The 23,858-nt window shown below is 60.5% G+C and carries 20 protein-coding genes; 4 read left to right on the forward strand and 16 right to left on the reverse strand.

Going from position 1 to position 23,858, the window contains the following annotated elements; genetic code table 11:
• Positions 1–55 precede the first annotated feature (55 nt).
• Genes A9D13_RS09315 through A9D13_RS09345 form a run of 7 tightly spaced genes read right to left on the reverse strand, consistent with a single transcriptional unit; the run spans position 56 to position 6,854 of the window.
• Positions 56–862: an adenylyl-sulfate kinase gene (locus tag A9D13_RS09315; RefSeq protein WP_066772754.1), complete on the reverse strand. Its 807-nt coding sequence runs from the start codon at positions 860–862 to the stop codon at positions 56–58.
• Positions 846–1,802 carry a 2-hydroxyacid dehydrogenase gene (locus tag A9D13_RS09320; RefSeq protein ID WP_066772759.1) on the reverse strand — a complete coding sequence of 319 codons (957 nt, stop codon included), beginning with the start codon at positions 1,800–1,802 and terminating at the stop codon, positions 846–848. The genes A9D13_RS09315 and A9D13_RS09320 overlap by 17 nt, the downstream gene beginning before the upstream one ends.
• A gap of 8 nt (positions 1,803–1,810) precedes the next feature.
• A complete protein-coding gene (locus tag A9D13_RS09325) occupies positions 1,811–2,581 on the reverse strand; it encodes an enoyl-CoA hydratase/isomerase family protein (protein ID WP_066772761.1) in 771 nt (256 codons plus the stop codon).
• The gene (locus A9D13_RS09330) at positions 2,578–3,714 is read right to left on the reverse strand and encodes a type 2 periplasmic-binding domain-containing protein (protein ID WP_066772763.1); all 1,137 of its coding nucleotides are present in this window, start codon (positions 3,712–3,714) and stop codon (positions 2,578–2,580) included. The genes A9D13_RS09325 and A9D13_RS09330 overlap by 4 nt, the downstream gene beginning before the upstream one ends.
• A complete protein-coding gene (locus A9D13_RS09335; protein ID WP_066772764.1) occupies positions 3,711–4,901 on the reverse strand; it encodes a CaiB/BaiF CoA transferase family protein in 1,191 nt (396 codons plus the stop codon). Before A9D13_RS09335 ends, A9D13_RS09330 begins: the two co-directional genes overlap by 4 nt.
• 19 nt (positions 4,902–4,920) lie before the next feature.
• Complete coding sequence (locus A9D13_RS09340) at positions 4,921–5,667, reverse strand: SDR family NAD(P)-dependent oxidoreductase (RefSeq protein WP_066772766.1); 747 nt, start codon at positions 5,665–5,667, stop codon at positions 4,921–4,923.
• The gene (locus A9D13_RS09345) at positions 5,664–6,854 is read right to left on the reverse strand and encodes an aldose 1-epimerase family protein (RefSeq protein ID WP_066773939.1); all 1,191 of its coding nucleotides are present in this window, start codon (positions 6,852–6,854) and stop codon (positions 5,664–5,666) included. Before A9D13_RS09345 ends, A9D13_RS09340 begins: the two co-directional genes overlap by 4 nt.
• A gap of 126 nt (positions 6,855–6,980) precedes the next feature.
• Between A9D13_RS09345 and A9D13_RS09350 the strand changes: the two genes are divergently transcribed.
• Positions 6,981–7,337: an L-rhamnose mutarotase gene (locus tag A9D13_RS09350; protein WP_066772767.1), complete on the forward strand. Its 357-nt coding sequence runs from the start codon at positions 6,981–6,983 to the stop codon at positions 7,335–7,337.
• Here the strand turns inward: A9D13_RS09350 and A9D13_RS09355 are convergent.
• Entirely contained in the window at positions 7,328–8,074 is a 747-nt protein-coding gene (locus tag A9D13_RS09355; RefSeq protein ID WP_066772768.1) for a FadR/GntR family transcriptional regulator, read from the reverse strand. The two genes, A9D13_RS09350 and A9D13_RS09355, sit on opposite strands and share 10 nt — an antisense overlap.
• Before the next feature lie 41 nt (positions 8,075–8,115).
• Here A9D13_RS09355 and A9D13_RS09360 point away from each other — a divergent pair, with 41 nt between their 5' ends.
• From A9D13_RS09360 to A9D13_RS09370, 3 genes are all read left to right on the forward strand, one after another.
• Positions 8,116–9,372, forward strand: coding sequence for a mandelate racemase/muconate lactonizing enzyme family protein (locus A9D13_RS09360; RefSeq protein WP_229665213.1), 1,257 nt, complete (start codon positions 8,116–8,118; stop codon positions 9,370–9,372).
• A gap of 35 nt (positions 9,373–9,407) precedes the next feature.
• The gene (locus tag A9D13_RS09365) at positions 9,408–10,667 is read left to right on the forward strand and encodes an MFS transporter (protein WP_066772772.1); all 1,260 of its coding nucleotides are present in this window, start codon (positions 9,408–9,410) and stop codon (positions 10,665–10,667) included.
• Between the two features lie 94 nt (positions 10,668–10,761).
• Positions 10,762–13,509 carry a TonB-dependent receptor gene (locus tag A9D13_RS09370; RefSeq protein WP_066772774.1) on the forward strand — a complete coding sequence of 916 codons (2,748 nt, stop codon included), beginning with the start codon at positions 10,762–10,764 and terminating at the stop codon, positions 13,507–13,509.
• Positions 13,510–13,654: 145 nt separating this feature from the next.
• On the opposite strand, the gene A9D13_RS09375 is transcribed toward A9D13_RS09370, so the two are convergent.
• The 8 genes from A9D13_RS09375 to lldD are packed head-to-tail and all read right to left on the reverse strand — an operon-like array spanning position 13,655 to position 23,855.
• On the reverse strand, positions 13,655–16,771 hold the full coding sequence (locus tag A9D13_RS09375; protein ID WP_066772776.1) for an alpha-L-rhamnosidase: 3,117 nt from the start codon (positions 16,769–16,771) through the stop codon (positions 13,655–13,657).
• On the reverse strand, positions 16,768–17,685 hold the full coding sequence (locus tag A9D13_RS09380; RefSeq protein ID WP_066772778.1) for an amidohydrolase family protein: 918 nt from the start codon (positions 17,683–17,685) through the stop codon (positions 16,768–16,770). The genes A9D13_RS09375 and A9D13_RS09380 overlap by 4 nt, the downstream gene beginning before the upstream one ends.
• Positions 17,686–17,713: 28 nt before the next feature.
• Positions 17,714–18,463 (reverse strand): SDR family NAD(P)-dependent oxidoreductase, encoded by a 750-nt coding sequence (locus A9D13_RS09385; protein WP_066772780.1) that lies wholly within the window; start codon positions 18,461–18,463, stop codon positions 17,714–17,716.
• On the reverse strand, positions 18,460–19,314 hold the full coding sequence (locus A9D13_RS09390; RefSeq protein ID WP_066772782.1) for a fumarylacetoacetate hydrolase family protein: 855 nt from the start codon (positions 19,312–19,314) through the stop codon (positions 18,460–18,462). The genes A9D13_RS09385 and A9D13_RS09390 overlap by 4 nt, the downstream gene beginning before the upstream one ends.
• A gap of 20 nt (positions 19,315–19,334) precedes the next feature.
• On the reverse strand, positions 19,335–20,555 hold the full coding sequence (gene rhmD / locus A9D13_RS09395) for an L-rhamnonate dehydratase (protein WP_066772784.1): 1,221 nt from the start codon (positions 20,553–20,555) through the stop codon (positions 19,335–19,337).
• Entirely contained in the window at positions 20,552–21,955 is a 1,404-nt protein-coding gene (locus A9D13_RS09400) for a glycoside hydrolase family 140 protein (RefSeq protein WP_066772785.1), read from the reverse strand. The genes rhmD and A9D13_RS09400 overlap by 4 nt, the downstream gene beginning before the upstream one ends.
• Positions 21,955–22,719, reverse strand: a complete 765-nt coding sequence (gene lra1, locus A9D13_RS09405) for an L-rhamnose 1-dehydrogenase Lra1 (protein WP_066772787.1) — start codon at positions 22,717–22,719, stop codon at positions 21,955–21,957. The genes A9D13_RS09400 and lra1 overlap by 1 nt, the downstream gene beginning before the upstream one ends.
• Positions 22,719–23,855 (reverse strand): FMN-dependent L-lactate dehydrogenase LldD, encoded by a 1,137-nt coding sequence (gene lldD / locus A9D13_RS09410; RefSeq protein WP_066772789.1) that lies wholly within the window; start codon positions 23,853–23,855, stop codon positions 22,719–22,721. The genes lra1 and lldD overlap by 1 nt, the downstream gene beginning before the upstream one ends.
• Between the last annotated feature and the right edge of the window lie 3 nt (positions 23,856–23,858).

A 23,858-nucleotide genomic window follows, 5' to 3' on the forward strand; every position in this document is an offset into this window, starting at 1 on the left:
TTATTTTTATCATATGATGTATGATGTTTAAGCGGAAGACAACCCTGCTGTCGGATCAGCCTTTTATACCGCGCGCCTTGTCCAGCTTGACGACCAGATCGGCGCTGGACGGCATGGATTTCAGGATTGAGCGGGTGATGCGTTCATAATGGCTGATGAAGCGGGCAATTTCCGCCTCGCCCATGACCGCCCCCGGGTCGCGCCCCTCCTCAGCCAAGCGGCTGGCAAGATCGCGCTCTTGCTCGACACGCCATTCGTGGACGACTTCGAAACCGGGCGCAGCCAAAAGGATCAAGCGGTCGATACGATTGAATAACGCCTGATAAGAGCCGGACAGAAAATCGTTCACCGCTTCTCGCCAGCGTCCTTCAGTGTCTTCCTCGGCTTCCAGCTTGTTGACCGGCTCTGTCAATTCGTTTCGATCTTCGGGGGTCGCACCAACACACCAGCCTTCGAAAAGGACCATGTCGACCCCGCCCTCGACAACCGGCCAAAGCTCCCCAGGCACGGGTTCATCACTGGCCTTGTCGAAACGCGGAAGAGCAACCGTCTTGCCTGCCCGCAGGTCATCGATCACTTCCAAACCAAGCGATACATCGTGTGTTCCGGGGACGCCGCGTGTCACGAACAATGGATGGATTGCCTGCGCAAGCCTGCATCGCTCTTGCGTACCCAGGTAAAGATCGTCCAGCGACAGGACAGCGACCTTCAGTCCTTTGCGTGAAAGGCTCTTTTCAAGCTGGCCCGCCAGTGTCGATTTCCCGCTCCCCTGCGCTCCGCAGATTCCCAGCACAAGGGGCCGTTTGCCGGTCGACAGCCAATCGTCGATGGCCTTGGCGACAATGTCAGGCAACGCGGTCAAGCGGTTCCTGCCCAGCAAAGAAGCGATCGAGATTGTCGGCAACCTTCATGCCCATCGCTTCACGCGTTTCCAGCGTGGCAGACCCCAGGTGCGGAAGCAGCACCGCATTGGGAAGATCGACGAGGCCGGGGTTTACGTTCGGCTCGTTTTCGAAAACGTCGAGGCCCGCAGCCGCAATCTTTCTATCACGCAGCGCGTCAACCAGCGCCGCTTCGTCGATCAGCGTCCCTCTCCCGGTGTTCAACAGGACAGCGCCTGGCTTCATGCGTTTCAGCATGGCCGCATCGATCATGTGATGGGTTTCCGCCCCGCCCGGCGCGTGAAGGGAAACGACATCCGAAGCCGCCAGAAGACCAGCCAGCTCGGCATGATAGCTGCCTTCGGGCATGTCCGGCTTCGGCGTGCGGCTGTGATAGGCGATCCTCATGCCGAATGCCCTGGCCCTGTCCGCCATGGCCCGGGCAATTCGGCCAAAGCCGACCAGCCCCAGCACCTTTCCCGACAGGGACGATCCCAGCAGATGCGTCGGTCTCCAGCCAGTCCATTCCCCGGCACGCAGTTCGCGCTCGCCTTCGCCTGCGCGGCGCGTCGCCATCAACAGCAAGGTCATTGCGATATCGGCAGTCGCATCGGTCAACACATCGGGCGTGTTGGTAACGGTTATGCCAGCGCGTCGCGCTGCTTCCAGATCGACATGTTCGATGCCCGCGCCGAAATTTCCGATGATCCGGGCGCGCACATCCGGCCCCTCTATCGCCGATGCTTCCAGACGATCGGTGACAGTGGGGCACACCGCATCAAATTGCCGCATGGCATCGGCCAGCGCGTCCGGTCCCAGCGGCACATCCTCTTCGTTCAATGTCACGTCATAGCGTTGCGCCAGCCGCCGCTCGACAGCTTCGGGCCAGCGGCGGGACAGCAGAATACGGGGTTTGGTCATGATTTCTCCTATCGCCGTAGGAACTGCGCGTCACGCCGTTCGGCAAAGGCGGCGCGCCCTTCAGCCGCGTCCTCTGTCGCAAAGCAGATTGCCTGCAGGTCGCGCTCATACTCGATCGCCTTGTCCCACGGCATGGTATGGGCGGCACGAAGGTTCAGCTTTGCAGTCTCTGCCGCGATCGGAGCACGGCTTGCGATAGTGGCGGCGATTTCCATGGCGCGCGGCATCAATGCCGAGGGTTCATGCACCTCGCTTACGATGCCCCATTCCCTGGCAAGGCCTGCATCGATCATATCGCCCGTCAAGACCATCATCGCCGCATTGGACGATCCCGCGCAATAGGACAGGCCTGCCGCCATGCCGCCACCGCCGATCCATCCCAGCTTGATTTCCGGTGCGGCAAAACGGGCATTGGAAGATGCAATGCGGATATCGGCGGCCATGGCCGTTTCCAGCCCGCCGCCCAGCGCATAGCCGTTGATCGCTGCGACCACCGGCTTCCGACAGGCGCGCAGCGCATCGCAGTAATCGTCGCGATTGCGAAAGTCCCACGGCGTCGCATAGCTGTCTAGCGTCGAGATGTCCGAACCTGCGGAAAATGCCTTTTCGCCAGCACCGGTCACTACCACGCAGCGCACGGCATTACTGACATTACATTCGGCCACGGCCTCTATCAGGGCCGCTGCCATTGCAGGGGTCAGCGCATTCAACTTTTCGGCCCGGTTGAAGGTAATGGTGGCCACGTGGTCCTGCACGTCGAAAATCAGGGCATCGGTCATGTTTCGGCTCCGGCCGGATGGTTCAGTTCGTAAAGCCGCTCGATCGCGTCCAGCGTGGGCTCGGCCCTCTCGCCTGCCAGCAGTGCGCTACGTAGCAGGGTGGAGGCGGATGTCTGGAAGGCAATCGCGCCATCGTGGCGAGGGCGCAGCGTTGCCTGCTCCAATGTCTGGAGCGTGGCGGCGAAGAAATTGCCGGTTGCCTGATTGACCACCGGATCGATCCAGGCGGACCGGAAGGCAGGCTGCCCGTCATGGCCGGGAATGAAGCCGCGCTGCACCCTGTCGGACATCAGCCAGCGAATATGGTCGAGCAAAGCGGGCGTAATCTTGCAGCGGCGCGAAACACCAATGCCGGTCCCGCCAAGGATCGATCCGATGCGCCCGTCCGGTCCGGACGGCGCATCGCCAAACTCCACTCCGCGCGTTGCATAGTTCACATAACCATAGATGAGCGGGCACAGGTCCGGCCCGTCGCCCGATGACATGGCATCCAGAATGGCTATCGGGTTCATGTCCGCCGTGGTCCGCGTGGCATCCCCGGTTAACGCCGTCATGATGGCGAATGCCTCTCTGCCAAACGCGCGGTCGACAAAGCCTTCCCGCAAGGGCTGTGCGTCAAACCCCAGCGCAGCGCAGATGGACTGAAAGCTGAGAATGGCATGCGGACCCGCCAGATTGAGCGCGACCTTGCACGTTTCGGCCAAGTCGGGAAGCTGCTCCCAGCTCGTCGGAATCGTGTCTACGCTTCCGCTTCGCCACGCCATGACCTGTGTTGCGGCATCCAGCGGCAGGGCCCAATGCTGTCCGGCATAGTGATAGCTGGCAAGCGATGGCCCCGCGATCGCATCGCGCCAGCCGGCAATCTCGCCCTCGGCAAAAAGCGTTTCGACCGGCACAAGGCAGTTCGAGGCGACCGCCTCGCCCACATGGGGATGGTCCAGAACGACAAGGTCATATCGGTCGCACAATTCGGCGATCGGGTGGGATTCGAACCCTTCAAGAGGATGACGGTCCCATTCCAGCGTCAGGCCAGTCGCTCCGCCAGCCGCACGTGCCAGCGCATTATATCCGCGGGGATGATCCCAGGTCAGCCCACGATAGCCAGGCACAGTCAAGTCGGCAGGAGCTGTCATGCGTGTTGCCGCACCACGCCGGATTCGATCAGCGCATCGATCGCGTCATCGGCCAGGCCGGCCTCCTTCATGATCTGGCGGCTGTGTTCACCCACCAACGGCGCGCCGCGTTCTACCCCGCAGGGTGTGCGCGAGAAGCGGATGGGGAAGCCGGGCACTTTCAGGCGACCCTCGGTCGGGTGATCATATTCGATGAATGTGCCGTTGTGCTTGATCTGCGGATCATTGACGAGATCCGCGTAGCCATAGACCGGCCCAGCCCAGATATCGCGCGCCCGCATTTCCGCCAGCCATTCCTCGCTACCTTTGTTCAGGAGGTGCTTCTTGACCCGTGCGAATATCTCGTCGCGCATGGTCCAGCTGTCGCGTTCGTCTTCGAGTCCTGCGAAGAAATCGTCTTCGAACAGTTCTCCCAGCTTGCCAAGCGATGCCATGGCCACGGTGATATAGCCGTCTGCGGTCGCGAACACGCCGTATGGCGCGCGAATATAGGAATGGGCATGCGGCTCGGCCGAGCGGGCCTGCGGCTTGCCGCCCACGGTGAACACCGAAAGCTCCTGCATCTGGATCGTGGCGATCGCGTCCAGCATGTTGACCTGCACCAGTTGCCCTTCGCCAGTGCGCTCGCGGTGGAACAGCGCGGCCAGCGCGCCTTCGAAGGCGGAATAGGCAGCAATTGCATCGACGAGGTACTGCCCGGCAGCAGAGGGAGGTGCCCCCTCCGACCCGGTGGACATCATCGCGCCCGACATGCCCTGCAGCAGCAGGTCCTGTCCGGGAAAATCGCGATAGGGTCCGTCTTCGCCGTAGCCCGACATCGAAATATAGATGAGGCGCGGATTGATGGCGGAAAGCGTTTCGTAATCGACTCCCAGCCGCTCGGCGACACCGGGCCGATAGTTCTGCAGGAACACGTCGGCTTCACGCACCATGTCGATCAGCAGCGCCTTGCCTTCAGGTGATTTCAGATCAACGGCGAGCGAGCGCTTGTTCCGGTTGAGCGAGAGAAACGAGACATTTATCTTGTTGCCTGTCGCGCCGCCGGCAGAGGCGTGGCGCTGCCATTCGCCGCTGGGCGGCTCCACCTTGATCACATCGGCGCCCATGTCGCCCATGCGCTGCGCCGCGAACGGCCCGGCCATTGCAATAGAGCAATCGAGGACGCGTATACCTTCGAGGATTTTCATCGGTCTGCTTTCCAGTAAATCAGTTCATGGTCCATCCGCCGTTCACGTGCAGCGTCTGGCCGGTGATGAAACCGGCTTCGTCGCTGGTGAAAAAGGCGATGGTATTGGCAATGTCCCCCGCGTGCCCGCGGCGCTTGATCGCCTGCGCGTCCAGCACCATGCGTTCATAGCCTTCGGGGTCGGGATGGATTTTTTCGGCATCGGTCGGGAATGCGCCCGGCGCGATGGCATTGACGGTCACGCCGGCAGGACCGAATTCGCGCGCCCACGCCCGGGTCAGCCCGATCAGGGTCATCTTGGATGCAACATAGGGCGAAAGGTTCTCCCAACCGCCCGAAACCGTGATGCTTGAGATATTGACGATCCGGCCAAAGCCGCGCGACTTCATGCCCGGCAGGCCGATCTGGACGGCCAGAACACCCGCATCGACATTGACGCGCTGGACGGCCTGATATTCCTCGAGCGTGAAGTCCTCGAACGGTTTCGACGGGTAGATCCCGGCATTGTTGATCACGATGTCAAAGCCGCCGGTTTCGGCCAGAAGCCGCTCCAGCACGGCGCGATAGGCGGCAAGGTCGCCCAGGTCGGCATCGGAGACGACGAGCCGACCCGGTCCGCGCCCCAGTGCGGCCTGCTCCAGCGCTGCCAGCTTGTCGCGGTTGTAATCGATGGCGATGACGGTTGCCCCGCGATCGATCATCAGCAGAGTCGTTTCGAACCCCAGCCCGCCTGCGGCACCTGTGTAGAGAACGGTCCGCCCCTTCATGCCACATGCTCCGCACCAGAAGTGATCTGCGGATAATGGCCCGAAGGTTTCGGGTAGTCTTCGTCCGGCTGGTGGCACACGCCCTCGATCCGGCGAACGGCGTCCTGCACGGTGCCATCGTCAGGCAGAATGCGAAAGATACTGTCGTAGCGCCGCTCGTCACCATGTTCGAGCCAGATCAGCTCGCCGCGCTCGCGCGCGAAATCCTTGCCCAGCACGTGATTGGTGGAAGGCTCTATCCCCATGGCATAATGACCGGCGTGCAGGTTTTGCCATTCATACATGGCCGGAAACTGGCTTTTCAGCGTCTCCACCTCGAAGCCGAAGCCCAGTGCTTCGTTCACGATGGCAACATTGACGCGCCCATCGGCACTGGCGGCCATGTCATGCTGCCAGACCTGTTCGTGGAAATTGGGGATGGGTGCCGGAAGGGTGCGATAGCCAGTGCCCTGCCCCTGATAGTCACCCTCATGCGCTGCCCAGATCACATCACGCACCGGCGCGACATAGCGCGACCCTTCGGCGACGACCGGGTGGCTCACATTGATGTGATAGCAATACATGTGCGGCGTGCGATAGAAACCGTGATTGACCACGCGGTCATGCAGCCTGATCTCGTTCCCGCCGACATCGGCCTCGATGCGACGGATCAGGTGAAGATCCTCTCCGAACACGGTGGATTGCTGCACCACGCCCTCGGCCCACAGAACGCATTCGTCACCGCGCCATTCCTCACCATAGCCTGTCAAACGGGCCGGGATTGTCCCGATCCTGCCGTGCAGCGAGGACGATACCTTCTCCCGCGGACCATAATGGTAATGGTCGGCCTGATCGTCGTGCATGAACAGAACGTGGTCGAGGCCGCAGGTTATCAGCAGCCCCGACATCGAACGGAACCAGCCAAGGCCGCCCTCGCCTTCGTATTCGTGGAGAGCGGGATGGCGAAAACCCGAAGGCGAATGCCAGCCGACCGCGCGTCCATTATGTTCGCATTCGGCGATATCCATTGCGCGATCGACCAGCACGGTGAAACGAAGGCCGCTTCCTGTGCGGAATTCGAGCTGGCGGTTGCCCCGCTCTACCCCGTCTCCCAATGTTGAAAGGCGCACCCCCGCAAACTGCGACAGCGCCCCCGACCGACTGGCCAGTTCGCGTCGGCTTATCGCTTCGCCGAAAAGCTGTGGCACAATCCTCTCCTGCTTTTTCATTCATAAGATGTATGATGTTTAAAGCAGGATGCGCGTGTGCGTCAATCGCTCTTGATGGATGAACGGGATCAAGGCGGCACGGCAGACAGAAAATCGGAGTAGAATATGGCTATCGAACGACGTTGTTTCGCAGTCGATCTCAACGACGATGCTGAAATGATCGCAGCCTATCGCCGCTGGCACGAACCGGGCGGACCACCAGCCGCCGTCACGGCTGCGATTCGCGCCGACGGCGTCGTGTCACTACAGATATGGCAGGTCGCGGACCGAATGTTCATGATCATGGAGCAGGACAGCGAGCGCGCGCCCGATCCCGAAGCCAAGAAGGCCCGCGACGCCGACAACCCCGAAGTGGCGGAGTGGGACCGGATGATGGCCGGCTTCCAGAAGTCGCTGCCATCCGTACCCGATCAGACCTGGGTCGAGATGGAGCGCATCTATGACCTGGCCGATCAGCCCTGAATTTTCCGAACCGAATCGGTCCGCCGCTTCGTCCACGAACCCGAGATATGTTCGCGCATCGCCGCGCCTGCGGCATCGGGGTCGCGCGCCATGATGGCATCGAAAACCTTGCGATGCGCGGCTTGCGTGGATTTGACGTGGTCGACGCTGAGCTTGCCGGAATAGGCATGCGTGCGAAGCGCCTCTGACTGAATGCCATCGATGATGGCCTTGCTCAGTCGGTCACCAGACATGCGCATGATGATATCGTGGAAGCGCAGATCCTCGTGCACATAGGCGGATGGAATGGTGACCAGTTCCTCCAGCTTCTCGATCTGGCTGGCCAGTTCCGCGCGCTGTTCATCAGTGCCCTCTCGCGCCGCATTGGCCGCCATTTCCGATTCGAGCAGAACGCGGACCTGCGAAAGATTGTCGAGATAACGTAAGCCGTCCTCACCCTTGAACAGGGCAGAGAGGATCACGGGGTCAAGCATGTTCCAGGCCTGGTTTTCCCGGACGATCGTGCCGCGCCCCTGCTGAGTCACGACAAGCCCTTTCTCGATCAGGGCAGTCGTCGCTTCACGCACGACCGTGCGGCTTACCTCGTACATCTCGCAAAGCATGTTCTCGGGCGGCAAGGCCGTGCCGACGGGATAGGTACCAGCCACGATCAAATTCACAAGGTCTTCGACCACAGCGGTCGAAAGCCGTGGCCGACGTCTTGCTCGCGCAGGAGTTGCGGCAGTTTCCTTGCTCATATTCTTGCCCCCTGATGGGAAATAAATGTGTCCCTTTCCGCTTGGCTTTCGCGCAAATTCACGTCAAGGGCTTGCGTACCGCGAAAGATCATACATACTATGTTTCCAAACAGAGGGGTCGGTCAGGCCTGCTACGGGGTGCGAAAGGCATGAGAGTCACGGGTTATCGTTCGCTGGTCACGACTCATGATTGGGGTCGTCCGGTTGGCGATGTAAACGGAATTATACAGGACGGTATTACCGAGGTTCCCGTCCTTCTTCTGGAAACGGACGTCGGACTGACAGGCGTCGGCGTTGGCCAGCACGCCGATATTGCGCGTATCTTCCGGGCCGTCGAAGGCAAGGATCCGCGCGCCGTTACGACCATCTACGACTCGATGTTGTCGCAGGTGTTCAAGAGCGGACACGCCGGCGCGACGTTCGGCGCGATTGCCGCAGTCGATATGGCGCTGTGGGACCTGAAGGCGAAAATGGCGGACGAACCGCTTTGGCGCACCTTGGGTGCCATGGACTGTTTCGTGTCCGGCTATGCGTCTGGGCTATGCCACGGACTGTCGGACGATCAATTCGCGGCGCATTACGAAATCTGGTCCGAACGCGGTTTCTCGTCCGTCAAGGTTAAAGGCGGTGCCGATCTGGGCCGCGACATCGACCGCCTGAAAACGGTTCGCGGCATCATGTCGAAGAACACTTCCCGTCCAGGCCTCATGCTTGACGTGAATGAATCCTGGAACGCCAAGCAGGCGATCCGTCATCTTCACGAAATTGAACAGCAACTGGATCTGACATGGATTGAAGAGCCCGTACGGCGATGGGATGCTGCCGGGTTGGCCAGCGTATCGAAAGCCTGTCGCGCGGCAGTGGCATCGGGTGAGAACCTGACCGGGCTAGAGCAATATTCACCGCTGTTCGAAGCAGGCGCACTGGATGTCGTTCAGGCAGGCAGCGTCTGGGGCATCACCCACTTCCTGCGCGTAGCGATTGCCGCCCATTCGCGCAATCTGCCCGTATCGCCTGTAGCTTACGATGCGAATCCTCTCGCCCATGCGGCAGCAGCCGTCCCCAATCTGATCGGCATCGAAGTTCAGGACTGGAAATGGCCTGCAGGGCTGTCGGTCGATCAATCGATCGAAGACGGCGGTATCAGGCTGGGCAATAGCCCGGGCCTTGGCATCGAAGTGAACGAGGATGCGCTGATCCCCAGATCCAGCGAAGGCTGGGCCGCCAGCAGCGGCCCCCACTGCAGGCCAAGACATGCCGGTCTTCAACTAGCGCCGGCAACCGCTAAACGAAAATAAGATGCTGGCTCAGAATAACGAAATGGGAGAGATAAATGGCAACCGCGACGGCACCGGCTGACAATTACCTGTTGGGCCCGCAGCGAATGAAGCTGCAGCTTTCGCTGATGGTGAACTTCTTCCTGCTGATGGCGCTCTACAGCGGCGTCCTTGGCGTCCTGCTGCCAAACCAGATCGCGGAACTGGACGAGGGATCAAAAGCGAACAATCTGGCGCTGCTGTTCGCTGTAACCTCGATCTTCTCGACCCTGGCCACTCCGATTGCGGGCGCCTTGTCCGATCGTACGCGCAGCCGCTGGGGCAAACGCTCGCCATGGATTGCCATTGGATCGCTTTTCGGATCGCTGGCGCTCTTCGGCGTTTCGTGGATGACGAGCTTCTGGTCGTTGATGGTGCTGTGGGTGATGGCCGCAATCGCGTACAACTCAATGCAACCTGCCATGACAACGCTTATTGCCGATCGCTTCGCTCCTGAAGCCCGGGGCGGTGTCTCAGGCATGGTCGGCGCGGGAATGACCGGAGGCCTGACGGCAGGCACGGTCGTGGCCGGATATCTGGCGGGTGAGCGGGTGCTGGCCTATGGCCTGTTCGCTAGCGCGATATTGGTGTCCTGCCTTGCCTTCGTCGCCATCAACCGAGAGCCTGCCAGCGAAGCCATACCCCGCCGTCCGATTATTTGGGGCGAATTTTTCAAGGGCTTCTGGATCTCTCCCAAGAAGCATCCCGATTTCGCCTGGGCCTTTGCCAGTCGCTTCCTGATCTACATGGGATATCAGGCCGTTGCCGCATATCTCCTTTATATCCTGCGCGACTACATTGGGCTGGAAAACGAAGCGTCGAATATCGCCATCGCCAATCTGGCGATGGTCACGCTTGTCTGTCTTGTCACGTCTTCGCTGATATCCGGATGGCTGTCCGACAGGTTCCAGCGGCGGAAACCCTTCGTGATCCTGGGCAGCCTGATCATGGGCTGCGCCATGGTTGCACCGCTGATATCGCCCGACATGGACGGTATGTGGACCTATGCCGCGATAATCGGCGTGGGATACGGAATGTTCATGTCCATCGACATGGCACTGATGACGCAGGTCCTGCCGAAAAGCGCACTGGGCGATGAAGGCAAGGATCTGGGCATCCTGACGACCGCCGTGAACATTCCCCAGATCCTGAGCCCCATCATGGCCGCTATCCTGCTGAATCTATTCGCTGACGACTACAGCGTGATTTTCTGGGCCGCAGTGGTGTTTGTCTTCGCATCAGCCTTTTGCGTGATGCCGATCCGGTCGGTGCGATAAAAATTATTCGTCATACGTATGATGTCATTTGACACCGGTGTAATTTCGACGCATTAAGATCGAAATCAATAATAAAACTTGGAGAGGGAGTTACATGGCGTTCAAGACCATTATCCGTCGCTCGGCCTTGTTGGGTGCCGCAAGTACGGCAGCCATGATCATGGCGAGCCCTTCGATGGCGCAGGACAGCGTTGCACAGAACGAGCTGCCGCAAGATCAGAACGAGCCTGAAGCTGGCGATGCAATCATCGTTACGGGCATCCGCGCGTCACAACAGGCTGCAATCGATATCAAGCGAAATTCGGTTTCCGTCGTCGACTCGATCGTCGCCGAAGACCTGGGCAAGCTGCCCGATCAGAACGTTGCCGAATCGCTACAGCGCATCCCCGGCGTCACCATCGAACGGAACCGCGGCGAAGGCCGTTTCGTGACCGTTCGCGGCTTCGGTCCGAAGTTCAACGCGGTTACAGTCAACGGTCGCACACTTGCCACTGACAATAATGGCCGCGAATTCTCATTCGACGTGCTGCCGTCCGAAATCATTTCGGGCGCCGATGTCTACAAGTCGCCGCAGGCCAACCTCAACGGTTCCTCAATCGGCGCGACAGTAGACGTGAAGACCCTCCACCCGCTGGATCAAAGCGAAGACTTCACGATTGCAGCCAGCGGAAACGCAATGTGGTCGGAAATTCGTGATACTATCAATCCGGAATTTTCAGCCGTTGCCAGCTGGCAGAACGAGCCTGGTACGTTCGGTCTTGCCCTGTCGGGTGTCTATTCGGAACAGAAAAACCGGAACGACGAATTTACGATTGGCGCAGGTCACGTCCGGCGCTCCAGCACTGACGGCTATTACAGCTCCGGCGGTGTCGCGGGTGCACGCATCGGCCCGGATGTCGAGCCATTCACGAATGTCTCGATGCCGTCTAACCTTTCACCGTTCTTTTTCGAACGCGACCTGACCCGCTGGGCCGTCAACGGTTCAGCGCAGATGCGGCCAAACGAAACGATGACCGTCACCATCGATGCCCTGCACGCCAAGGCGCAGTTCATCGAACAGCAGATCGGCCTTGCCTATGACTTTTCGGGCGGCACGCTGGTCGAACAAGTCGTCGAAGGCGGCGAAGCCGTCTACCAGCGCTATGAAGGCGGTTTCGTCGACCAGATCATCCAGTATGGCGATCGGGACGTGACCACCGACCAGTTAGGTCTGAACTTCGACTGGACACCGACGGAAACCTTCCGCCTGCGCTTTGACGGATCCTATTCAAAGGCCGAGCGTCGCGGCAAGGAAAACAACGACTTCACCACGATCCGTCGCAAAGGCATCAATCATTACTTCGATCGCCGGACCGGCAGCCCGATCTATGACTATGGCTTTTCCAGCCCCAATTACGGCAATGCCGCGACGAATCCCCAGGGCATCACAGCGCATTACTACATCTGGGGCGGCGGATCAGACATCGATGATGAGATCATGGAGTACAAGGTCGACAGCGAATGGAACCCCGGTTTCGGTTCGCTGACCTTCTCGGGCGGGATGTTCAAGAACAACCGCACCAAGACGATCACCGCCAACGAAATGCCGTTCGGCCAGCAATGCGCCTATTGCGGATCGGACCAGCTTCTTCCCGAAACCCTGTTCTCCTCCACCGACCGGGGCTTCTTCTCGGGCTATGGCGGCGACATCGTTCGCGACTGGGTTTATTATGATCCTCGCTCGCTGATCCTGCAGGTGGACCAATACGCAGAGCAGGACGGCCGCACTTTCGACCCGGCCGTGTTCTCCCCTTCTGCATCTTCGGAAGTGGATGAGGATGTCTGGGGCGGCTATCTCATGGCCGACTGGGAGACTGAGCTTGGCGGAATGGACCTCGCCATCAATGCGGGCCTGCGGTACGAAAACACCGAGTACACCTCATCCGGCGCATCGCGCACGGTGTTGAGCGCGATGCCTAATGGCCAGGGCCAGAACATTATCGTGGTATCCGATGTCATCCCGGTCAGCTTCCGCGGTAAATACGACGATTGGCTGCCTTCAATCAACGTCAAGCTGGGCGTGACGCCCGACTTCATCCTACGCATTGCTGCTTCAAAGGTGATGACGCGTCCAACGCTGTCGGACCTCTCGCCCCGCCAGTCGATCCAGACGAATCCGGGTAATGAGACGATCCGCCGCGGCAACCCCGATCTCCAGCCGTTCCGGGCAAAGCAGGTTGAACTAGGGGCAGAATGGTACTTCGCCAGCAACTCGCTGCTTTCGGGTGCCGTGTTCTACAAGGACATCCAATCCTTCGTGACGCTTGTCACCACGCCGCAGCTGGTCGACCAAGTCACCTTCCAGGTCACTGTACCCGACAATGGCGAAGGCGCGACCGTGAAGGGTTTCGAAATCGGCTATCGCCAGTCCTTTGCTGATTGGCTGCCGGCGCCGTTCGATGGCCTGGGGGTCCAGACCAGCTTCAACTACACCGACTCAAACGCCGAATACACCAATGCGGTGGCAAACGTGAACTTCGGCCTCGAAGGTCTGTCCAAGTACTCATACAGCCTGGTCGGCTATTACGAGAAGTACGGCTTTCAGGCCCGTCTCGCCTACACCTATCGTGACAATTTCCTTCAGGTCGCGTCGGGCCGCAACGGTGAGCCGGAGTATTTCGATGCCTATGGCCAGCTGGATGCCAGCCTGTCCTATGACATCACCGACAATTTCACGATCTATGGCGATGTCATCAACCTGAACAACGCGAAGGAGTTCATCTACTCCGTCTCGGAAGACAGGACCAAGGAATACCGCCAGACCGGCCGCCGTGTTTCCGCAGGTGTTCGCGTCCGTTTCTAACCGGTAGTCACTCCCCGGACGCGAGACTTCGCCCCGGCTTGCCAAGGCAGGCCGGGGCGTTCGTCATCTGACGACAGGCGCTAAAACTTGGCCATGGGTGCCGTCAGCGCAAGCCGCCCCTCTGTCCTGTCCAGGGCCCTTTCGATCAGCGGATGAAATGGTGACGACCACCAGCAAGCTGGAAGCGGATAATTCCGCCTGAAAGCGAGAGACCTGAAATACGCGGATCGTCTCCGATATGATGGCCATCGATCTTCCAATCGCCTTCAGGCAACTCCACTTCTGCCGTCGCATTTGCGGGCACTGACAACAGCAAGCTGCGTAAGCCGTTCGCATCGCCGTCAGTCGCTGTCTCTATCCGGCCCATAACGGAATCATAGCTGGCCGAAACGCGCCCCACTTCCGGCAGCCATAAGGGCTTCACCGCGATCCGCCGAAACCCCGGCGCAGCAGGTGCGATCCCTGCCAGCCTGCGATAGAAGAACCCAACAACCGCGCCGAACGCATAATGGTTGTAGCTGTTCATCGACAGGTCGCCAGTATCGCCGTTCCAGCGCTCCCATACAGTGGTCGCGCCTTGTGTCGGCATATAGCCCCAGCTGGGATAGCCGGTCTGCAACAACAGGCCCGCAATCTCCTCAAGACAGTCTTCGTCGCACAGCACGTCGAGCAGGTAGGGCGTCCCCAGAAAACCTGTCGAAAGTTTCATGCCGCGACGGCGCAGATCGGCAGACAGGATAGCCGCTGCCTTGTGCCGAAGCTCGTCAGGTATCAGCCCGAAAGCAAGCGAGAGCACCTGGCTGGTCTGGCTACCGTTTCCACACGTGCCATCGTCTGCCACGAATTCCTCGGCATAAGCGGCACCGATCGCAATGCGTAACGAGGCAAAACGTGCCGCTGCATCGTGGCGACCGGTTACGCTGGCCATCTGCGCCATCAGACCGGCGGACCAAGCCCAATAGGCCGTTGCGCACAATGCGCGCGGCGTGGTCTCATCATCGGGCTTGATCGCATCGACCGAAAGCCAGTCGCCAAGGTCCAGTCCGCGTTCGTGGCGCCAGACCAGATCGGGATTGTGATGCTCCAGGTGGTCCATCCAGCGCAGCATCGCATCCCAGTTCTCGTCGATAACGGCGGTGTCGCCATATCGCTGCCACAACTGCCAGGGCAGGATGATACCTGCCTCGCTCCAACCTGCTGTCGCAACATTGGGGAAGGACTGGGGCTGCGGGACAACGATGGGATAGGCCCCGTCTTTACGCTGCGCCGCTCTCGCCTCCAACAGGAAGCGGCGTATGAAAGGGTCGACGTCCATGTTGAAGGCTGCGGCATCCAGAAAGACCTGGATGTCTCCCATCCACCCCATGCGTTCGTCCCGCTGCGGACAATCCGTAGGTACAGAGAAAAAATTGCTGCGCTGGCTCCACCGCGCGTTGTCCCAGATCCGCTGCAGCAATGGTGCATCATGGAATGCCATCCGACCGGTTTCGCGGCAGGCGCTATAGACCACGATCCCTGCGACATCGTCTGACGTCAGAACGCCCGGATAGCCTTGGATCTCGACATAGCGAAAGCCGTGATAAGTAAAGCTCGGCTCAAAGCACTCGTCGCCGTGACCGGCCAGTATGAAACGATCAGTCGCCCGCGCCAGGCGCAGGTTGGACTGATCGGCCGTGCCATCGGCATTAAGCAATTCGGCGAAACGCATCGTGATTTGCGTGCCTGCCGGACCGCTGGCAGACAGGCGCACCCAGCCCGAAAAGTTCTGCCCGAAATCAATAACATGGTGCCCGCGCATAGGCTCGCTGATAGAAACCGGACGTAGCTCCTCCATTCGCTTGAGCGCGGGTGCAGTTTGCGCCTCCAATCGCACCTGTGGCGCTACGCCAACCGGTGCATATGTCCAGGAGGCATCGTCGAAACCGGGGCGGTCCCATCCAGGCTGCTCCAGCCGCGCATCGCGGGTTTCCCCGTCATAGATTTCCGACTTCAGGATCGCGGAGACCGATGATTTCCACCCCGGACCAGTCGTCAGCATCTGCCTGCGACCGTCGGCAAGATCGACCTGCAGGATCGCCGAAAAACGCCGCGGCGGTGGACCGAAACCATAGCGTTCGATCCGCCAGCCGAATGGCGATGCGTACCAGCCATCGCCGACAACCACGCCGATTGCGTTCCTGCCCTTATGCAGCAGACCGGTCACGTCGTGGCATTGGTAAAGAAGATGGTTCGACGCCACTGTCATCTCGGGCGTAAGGATCGCCTCTTCGGCGGCACGACCGTTGATCGAGATATCATAGGCCCCAAGGGCCGTTGCATATAGCCGGGCCGACACGACCGGCGCATCAAGGTCGAACTCTTGCCGCAACAGCATCGCCGGCTCGCTTGGACGGGGATAGCCTTGTGCCCACGATCCGCTGGGCTGCGGAACCTGCCAATCGTCCATATCGAATTCGGCATCGCGCCAGCCGCATGGCGGGTCGGGCACGACGCGCCACGCATGGCCAGTAATCCGGTCGGTGGTGCCATCGGCGCGATGCACGCGGACCAGCGCTGCAAAGGCACCGCCATCCACCGGGAAAAAGCCTTCGGTATCAGCTTCGACCAGTGCGCAAACGACATTGCGACCGGGCCGGATATCGCCGTGATATTCGCCAAGCACACCCCAGAACGGCAATTCGCTGTCCCAGCCGAACGGCCATTCCGTTTCACACGCCCCGCCATTGATCCAGACGCCGCGAAGGTGATCCTTGCCAGACACCAGTATATCGCAGCCCACCATGTCATCAGGCGCATCGAATTCCAGACGGAAACCATGCGGGCGTGGGTCCATTGATGTCCCGGTCCACAACCAGGGAATCCCGACAGCGCGATCGGCAGCCGCGTCTTCGTCTTCGGCAATGATCCAGTCAGCCTGCCAGTCCGAACGGGACATCAGCCCGGCTTCGAACCAGACCGGCTCGGAAATGGCGCTGCGACCCTTGTCATCACCGATTTCTACCTGCCACCAGACACGCTGGCCGGTCTCAAGCGGTGGGCCTGCATGCTCGATATCCAGGCTATTGCCGGATTGCACGCTGCCGCTGTCCCATAGCCATGGGCCCGACTTCAGCGCCTCTCTGCTGGGAGCAGATCGTATCCGGTATCGGGTCTGGAACGCTCCGTCACGCTCGGCATACATGCGCCACGACAGCCGCGGATGGGCAGACTGCGTACCCAGAAGTTCGACGATTTGCTCGGCACGAAGATCGACGGGTTTCATGCCTGAAGGTTCAGACCCAGCCGATAAATGCGATTGGCATTGCCGCCGAACAGGGCGGACCGTTCTTCATCGCTGAATGCGGAGGTGATGGAATCGTAGGCGTCGAAATATTTGTCGAACCGATCGAACAGCTTGTCGGTCGGAAAATTGCTGGCGAACATTGATCTGTCCTTGCCGAACATCTCGATCGTATCGAGCACGTAGGGCCTCGCTTGCTCCTCGTCCCACGGGTTCCAGGTGAACCCCATGCCGGAAATCTTGACGGCAACGTTGGGCAATGCGGCAAGCGCACGCATACCGCTGCGCCACACATTCCAGCCATCCCTGTCTTCGGGAATGGCCATCCCAGTATGGTTCAGTATGACCTGCGTATCCGGATGCCGACCGATCAGCTTTGCAAGATGGTCCATCTGCCCCGGATAAGCCTGCAGATCGAAGCTGAGGCCGTATTTGCCGAGAAGCCCGAACCCACGTTCCCATTCTTCGGAAAGAGTGCTGTCCTCTGGCCCATAGCTGCGTGCAGGATCAGGGTGCCAGCTGACGATCTGCCGGATGCCGCGTACGTTGGCATGGCTTGCCTGCACTTCCAGAACGGCTTCTACGCCCTTGTCCTCCAGCATCGCGAACGCAACGATGCCGTTCGGCATTCCGCGCTGGTCCGCCATCTGCTGCAGCCAACGGGTTTCCTTGATGGCATCCCCGGCATGCGCACCGGCATCGATATGGACGATGCCTTGCACATCCCATGTCGACGCGTCGGCAAGATAGGCGTCCAGCGGATAATCGACGGCGATCGATTCCACACTGCCGTTCGGATTATCGGTATCGAACGGCGGGGACAGCCACGGATAGCGGATATGCGACAGGTCCCACAGATGAACATGCGGATCGACCAGCGGTGGACGTTTTGGCATGACTCTCCTCAATTACTATTCGTTTTTTCTAGAACGTCGTCCGGCCACCCGAAGTGTCGAAAGTCGAAGCGGTGGTGAAGCTGCATTCCTCGCTGGCCATGAAGCAGATCATGGCGGCGCTTTCGTCCACTTCGCCCAGACGACCCATCGGGATCTTCGACCGCATGTAGTCGACCTGGCTTGGCGGAAGCTGCGACAGGATCGGGCTTTCGAAAGTGGCCGGGGTCAGTGCATTGGCGATAACACCCCTTCCCGCCAGCTCCTTGCCAAGCGACTTGGTCAGCCCGATCACTGCGGCTTTCGATGCGGAATAGGCGCTGGCATTGGGATTGCCTTCCTTGCCTGCGACCGACGCCACGTTGACGATGCGGCCATAGCCGCCGTCCAGCATATAGGGCACCACAGCACGGTTGCAGTAGAACAGCCCGTGGACGTTGATCTCGAAGACGCGCTGCCAGCTGTCGATCGGAAACTCATGAACCGGTGCGGTTGCGCCGGTGATGCCTGCTGAACAGATCAGCACGCCGACCGTGCCCAGCGCTTTGGCACTGGCAGACGCGGCGGAGGCAACCTGCTGCGCATCCGAAACATCCAGCGCCTGGACGTCACACGCGCCTGTCTCTGCCTGAGCCGCGGCCAGTGTCCCGCTATCGAGATCCCAGAGCGAGACCCTTGCGCCCTCTGCCACCAAGCGCGCCGCGACGGCCTTGCCCAGCCCCGAGGCGCCACCGGTCACGATGGCACCCCGTTCGGCGAAGCGTCCTTCGAAGACGCTCATGCCGGCTGCCAGGCGACGAAGTCCTGTCGCTGACGACCAAGCTTGTCGATGCCGAGTTCCACGACATCGCCCGCTTTCAGGTACCAGGGTTCGGGCTTCTGCCCCAGGCCCACGCCCGGAGGCGTCCCGGTGGTGATAATGTCGCCGGGCTCAAGCGTCATGAACTGCGAGAGATAGGAGACGATTTCGGTCACGCCGAAAATCATGGTGGAGGTGGATCCGTCCTGTACACGCTTGCCGTTGACCTCCAGCCACATGGAAAGCTGCTGCGGGTCGCCGACCTCATCCGCCGTGACCATCCAGGGTCCGACCGGACCGAAGGTGGGAAAGCCCTTGCCCTTGTCCCAAGTCGCGCCGCGCTCGGTCTGCCAGTGGCGTTCGGACACATCGTTCACTACGCAATAGCCGGCTACGTGGTTCAGGGCATCGGCTTCGCTGACATAGGACGCGCGGGTGCCGATCACGATACCCAGTTCAACTTCCCAGTCGGTCTTTTGCGAATCCTTCGGGATGGTAACGGGATCGTTGGGGCCCTGGATGCAACCGACCCATTTGTTGAAGACAACCGGCTCCTCCGGAATGGGCAGGTTCGATTCCGCAGCATGGTCTGCATAGTTGAGCCCGATGGCAACGAAATGGCGCGTACCGGTCACGCACGGTCCATATCGCGGGTCGCCCTCTACCAGCGGCAGCGAAGCAGGGTCGATGGCCGCAAGTTTCGCAAGACCTTCGGGGCCAAGCACCTCGGGGCCGATATCGTCGACATGGGCGGAAAGGTCGCGGATCTTTCCATCGGCATCGACCAAGCCGGGCTTTTCGGCACCCGGCGCGCCAAATCTGCAAAGTTTCATCGTAAATCCTCGTTTCGATTTCAGGAATTGGAATAGGGGCGCTGAAGCGCGATCTCGCGGTTCAGTTCCACGCCAAAGCCGGCGCGGTCGAGTTCGCTTGCGCGGATGTGGCCGTTTACGGGCACCGGTTCGCCCAGAAGCTGGGGCGCGAACATCGGCACGACCTCGGTCGGCCCCGGGTGCATCATCAAAAATTCGGCAAACGGCGAATTATGGCGCGTAATGACGAAGTGATAGCTGTAGACCGATGACCCGTGGGGGACCATCATCACCCCGCGGCTGTCGGCGTAATTGGCGATCTTGATCAGTTCGGTCACGCCGCCGCACCAGCCCACGTCGGGCTGGATGATGTCGCAGCACTCCATGTCCATCAGCATGCGAAAGCCCCAACGGGTCGCCTCATGCTCTCCGGTAGTGACAAGCAGCCCTGGCGGCGCTGCCTTTTTCAGCGCTGCATACCCCCAGTAATCGTCAGGGGAGAGCGCCTCTTCAATCCATTTCAGGCCGCATTCGTCCCAAGCGCGATGTGCCAGCCGTGTCGCGTAGTCGAGGTCGAGAGACATCCAGCAATCGTACATCAGCCAGAAATCATCGCCGCATTTTGCCCGCATGTCGGAAAGGAGAGCGATGTTCTTCTCCATCCCCTCCAGTCCTTCGGCCGGGCCATGATGCAGCGGCAGCTTGCCCCCGATGAAGCCCATTTCCTTCGCAAGGTCGGGCCGCGCGCCCGTGGCATAGAACTGCAGCTCATCGCGCACCGCGCCGCCAAGCATGTGATAGACAGGTTCGTCACGAAGCTTGCCCAGCAAATCCCAGATGGCGAGATCGACGCCCGAGATCGCATTAAGGACCACGCCCTTGCGCCCGTAATACTGGGTCGAGAAATACATCTGGTCCCAGATCTTCTCATATTCCGCGGGGCTGCGGCCGACGAGGAAGCGGGACAGATGCTTTTCAACGATATAGCAGGCAGGCTCTCCGCCGGTGGTGACAGCAAAACCGATGGTGCCGTCGTCGGCCTCGAGCTCTACGACGAGAGTGCCCAGCACATTGATGCCAAAGCTCTGTCGCGACTGCCGGTATTCGGGATAGCGAGACATGGGCGTGGCGATATGGTCGTCGATCCAGTGCCCATCGCCCTGGTCGTGATAATCCGCGCCGCCGCCCCGCACCGTGAACGCCCGGACATGAGCAATGCGCGGAAGGCTGCGAGTCCGCTCGATTGCGCCTGAAACGCTCATTGCCCTGCGCTCCCCATGTCTTTTGAAGCATTGTCGATCACCAGCACCCAGTCATTGCCCTCCTGCGTTTCGCCGGGCGGGTCGAACCAATGCACGCCATCGTTCTGGATTGTGCCGATGGCTTGCCAGCTGCCGTCCCGCGGCGAATACCAGCGGGCGCGGACGGCACTGCCTGCAGTGCTGCCCATTCGCATCTTAAAGGGGCGTCCGGTGTAGCTATAAGCGAATGCGTAGCCTTCTCCGCGGCTTGCCAGCACGCGATCATACCGCACGCCATTATCGGCGATCAGTGACTGGTCGGGCACGCGCTGTGCCATCGGATAGGCTTCGATAAGCTGTCGCAAGAAACGCATCTGGCGCGCGCCGGGTGCCTGCAGCGCCATGTCCCAGCGGGTATCGGCCTCGAAATTCGCTGTTGGCGCACCTGCGACGAACATCTGCATGACATTGTTTTCGCCATAGGTGTGGCCGAAGGCCCCGGCCATCACCGACCACCAGCCGTATCGACGCGCATCGCGCGCCTGCCAGCGGGGCTGGTTTTCTTCGTGCAGGCCATGAGGGATATTCTCGTAAGACGGTTCGCCGTCGATGGTTGGCTTCACCGGCGTGCGCGCCCAGTCCTCAGCTGCATAGCGCCAGTTGTCTTCCGCGCGCGCGTGCGGGCCTTCCTGCGCATAGGAACGGTGGCCGGACTGGAACATGTTGAAGTCCAGCCAAGGCGCCTCGTGATATTGCCATGACGAAGCGGTGCGACCGATGGGGTGGAAGGTCATCAGCTGACCAGGTGCGATCGCCTTTATCGTCATTCCCAGCCGTTCCCACACGCGGGTGTTCCTTTCGCCCCGAGTGTCGCCGCCGTTCAGCCAGATCACATTCGCCTTGTCGCCATAGCGTTCTGCAAGGAAACGACCGTAATCGCCCGCGTTCTCGAAATCGAGAACACCTTCGTCGGCAAGGGCACCCCAGGCGGGCACCATCGCGACCCGCATGTCGCGAGCCGCCGCACGTTGGACCACCCAGTCCAGATGATCCCAGAAGTCGTATTCCCCGGGCTTCGCCGGATCGTTCCCCTTGGTGACATGCGGCTTCCCCGGGTCACCATTCTGAAGCGCGGGAACGCCCGACTTCGTTGCCATCTGCGGCGTGTGCAGGACCATTACCTGAACAACGTTGAAGCCCTGCTGCTCACGGACGGTGAGGTAGTGTTCGGTCTCCTCCCGTCCCAGCCGGCTAAGCAAAAGCCAGGCAGTATCGCCTAGCCAGAAGAATGGCTTTTCCGCCGTTTCCAGATAGCGGCCGTTATCGGTGACGCGCAGTGATGCCGGCCCTTCGTCGGCAAGGACAGGTGCGGGCGACACGAAGGCCGCGAACATTGCCGCGGCAAGGATGTAACCGCGCATCACTGGAGGTTCACGAACATGCCGCCATCCACAAGCAGCGCAGCGCCAGTGACATAGGCAGCCATTTCCGAGGCAAGAAAAACGATCGGGCCAACCATGTCTTCAGGCTCGCCCAGACGACCGAGTGGCGTGCGGCTTTCCATGGAGCGGCGTTTCTCCTCGTTGGCGAGGTCGGCCTTGTTGATCTCGGTAAGGATCGTGCCCGGCAACACCGAATTGCAGCGGATATTATGCTTGCCCAGAGCGATTGCCGCAGATTGCATCAACGAATGCACGCCCGCCTTGGTGGGTGTGTAATGGGTCTGGAACTCTCCACCGACCAATGCCGAGATCGACGACACCGCGACGATCGCACCGCCTTCGCCCTGCTCCACCATTTGCCGCGTGGCGGCCTGCACCATGTAATAGGCACCATGCAGATTGACCTTGAAGGTCCGGTCCACGGTCTCGACCGGCATGTCGAGGAATGCGTGGAACGGGCAGATGCCCGCATTCGACACCATCACGTCGATGCGGCCGAATTCCGCCACGGCGTGTTTCACGAAATCGCCGGCCGTAGTCGGGTCAGCGACATCGCCCTTGATGGCAATGGCCTTCTGTCCAAGCGCCTCGATCTCGGCAACGCAGCTGGTAGCCTTGTCATCGCTCGAGGCATAGTTGATCGCGACATTTGCACCATGGCGCGCAGCCCCGATCGCAGCAGCCCGACCGATACCGGTCGACCCACCGGTGACGAGAACGGTTTTTCCTTCCAGCAGCCGCATCACACGCTCTCGGCAAGAATGGAGCGGTCGATGGCATCGATCCGGTTCACCCCCGTCAGCGTCATGGCGACATGCATCTCGGCGGCGATCAGCTCCAGCAGCTTCGCAACGCCCGCCTCGCCCTGCGCGGCAAGCGCATAAAGCCATGCGCGGCCAAGCAGAACGCCATGCGCGCCCAGTGCAAGCATGCGCAACACGTCTAGGCCATTTCGCACACCGCCATCGGCCAGAACCGTAACCCTGTCGGCCACCGCATCGGCAATCGCCGGCAGCGCCCGTGCACTGGACCAGACACCGTCAAGCTGACGCCCGCCATGGTTGGAAACCACGATGCCATCGGCACCGATCGCGGCCGCTTCACGCGCGTCTTCCGGATCCAGGATGCCCTTGATGATAAGCGGCCCATCCCATTCCTGCCTGATCCAGTCGAGGTCCTTCCACTGGATCGACGGATCGAAATTGCGCCCCAGCCAGCCCATGTAATCGTTGAGGCCGCTATCCTTGCCCAGCACCGGCATGAGATTGCCCAGCATATGAGGCCGTCCCCAAAGCCCGACATCCCAGGCCCAGCGCGGTTTGCCGACCGCCTGCAGGAACCGGCGGAGCGGCGCATTGGGCCCGGACATGCCCGAATGCGCATCGCGGTAGCGCGCGCCGGGGACGGGCATGTCGACAGTGAAGATCAACGCCTCCGCCCCGGCCGCTTTTGCGCGTGCGATCAGGTCCTTCATGAAATCGCGGTCGCGGATTACGTAAAGCTGGAACCAGAACGGATCGGCGCATTTCGACACCTCTTCGATCGAACAGATCGAAACGGTCGAAAGACACATGGGAACACCTGCGCCCCTTGCAGCGCGAGCAGCCTGCAGTTCACCCCGCCGTGCAAACATGCCCGATATCCCGACCGGTCCCAACGCTACCGGCAAGTCGATCTGCCGCCCGAAAAGCGTGGTTGTCAGGTCAATGCTGGCAACATCCTTCAACACCCGCTGCCGCAGGGCGATATCGGCCAGATCGGCGCTGTTACGATAAAGCGTCTGCTCGGCATAAGCGCCGCCATCGGCATAATCGAACAGGAACCGCGGCACGCGCCTTCGCGCGGCTTCGCGGAAATCATTGGCGGAAGAGATGATCACGCT

The sequence above is a fragment of the Croceicoccus mobilis genome, from assembly GCF_001661965.1.
In the GTDB taxonomy this organism is placed as follows: Bacteria; Pseudomonadota; Alphaproteobacteria; order Sphingomonadales; family Sphingomonadaceae; genus Croceicoccus; species Croceicoccus mobilis.

Bases quoted from the DNA above. Each gene is read 5' to 3' on its own strand.
- A9D13_RS09320 (WP_066772759.1), bottom strand. From the start codon at position 1,802: ATGACCAAACCCCGTATTCTGCTGTCCCGCCGCTGGCCCGAAGCTGTC.
- A9D13_RS09325 (WP_066772761.1), bottom strand. From the start codon at position 2,581: ATGACCGATGCCCTGATTTTCGACGTGCAGGACCACGTGGCCACCATT.
- A9D13_RS09330 (WP_066772763.1), bottom strand. From the start codon at position 3,714: ATGACAGCTCCTGCCGACTTGACTGTGCCTGGCTATCGTGGGCTGACC.
- A9D13_RS09335 (WP_066772764.1), bottom strand. From the start codon at position 4,901: ATGAAAATCCTCGAAGGTATACGCGTCCTCGATTGCTCTATTGCAATG.
- A9D13_RS09340 (WP_066772766.1), bottom strand. From the start codon at position 5,667: ATGAAGGGGCGGACCGTTCTCTACACAGGTGCCGCAGGCGGGCTGGGG.
- A9D13_RS09350 (WP_066772767.1), top strand. From the start codon at position 6,981: ATGGCTATCGAACGACGTTGTTTCGCAGTCGATCTCAACGACGATGCT.
- A9D13_RS09355 (WP_066772768.1), bottom strand. From the start codon at position 8,074: ATGAGCAAGGAAACTGCCGCAACTCCTGCGCGAGCAAGACGTCGGCCA.
- A9D13_RS09365 (WP_066772772.1), top strand. From the start codon at position 9,408: ATGGCAACCGCGACGGCACCGGCTGACAATTACCTGTTGGGCCCGCAG.
- A9D13_RS09370 (WP_066772774.1), top strand. From the start codon at position 10,762: ATGGCGTTCAAGACCATTATCCGTCGCTCGGCCTTGTTGGGTGCCGCA.
- A9D13_RS09375 (WP_066772776.1), bottom strand. From the start codon at position 16,771: ATGAAACCCGTCGATCTTCGTGCCGAGCAAATCGTCGAACTTCTGGGT.
- A9D13_RS09380 (WP_066772778.1), bottom strand. From the start codon at position 17,685: ATGCCAAAACGTCCACCGCTGGTCGATCCGCATGTTCATCTGTGGGAC.
- A9D13_RS09385 (WP_066772780.1), bottom strand. From the start codon at position 18,463: ATGAGCGTCTTCGAAGGACGCTTCGCCGAACGGGGTGCCATCGTGACC.
- A9D13_RS09390 (WP_066772782.1), bottom strand. From the start codon at position 19,314: ATGAAACTTTGCAGATTTGGCGCGCCGGGTGCCGAAAAGCCCGGCTTG.
- rhmD (WP_066772784.1), bottom strand. From the start codon at position 20,555: ATGAGCGTTTCAGGCGCAATCGAGCGGACTCGCAGCCTTCCGCGCATT.
- A9D13_RS09400 (WP_066772785.1), bottom strand. From the start codon at position 21,955: ATGCGCGGTTACATCCTTGCCGCGGCAATGTTCGCGGCCTTCGTGTCG.
- lra1 (WP_066772787.1), bottom strand. From the start codon at position 22,719: ATGCGGCTGCTGGAAGGAAAAACCGTTCTCGTCACCGGTGGGTCGACC.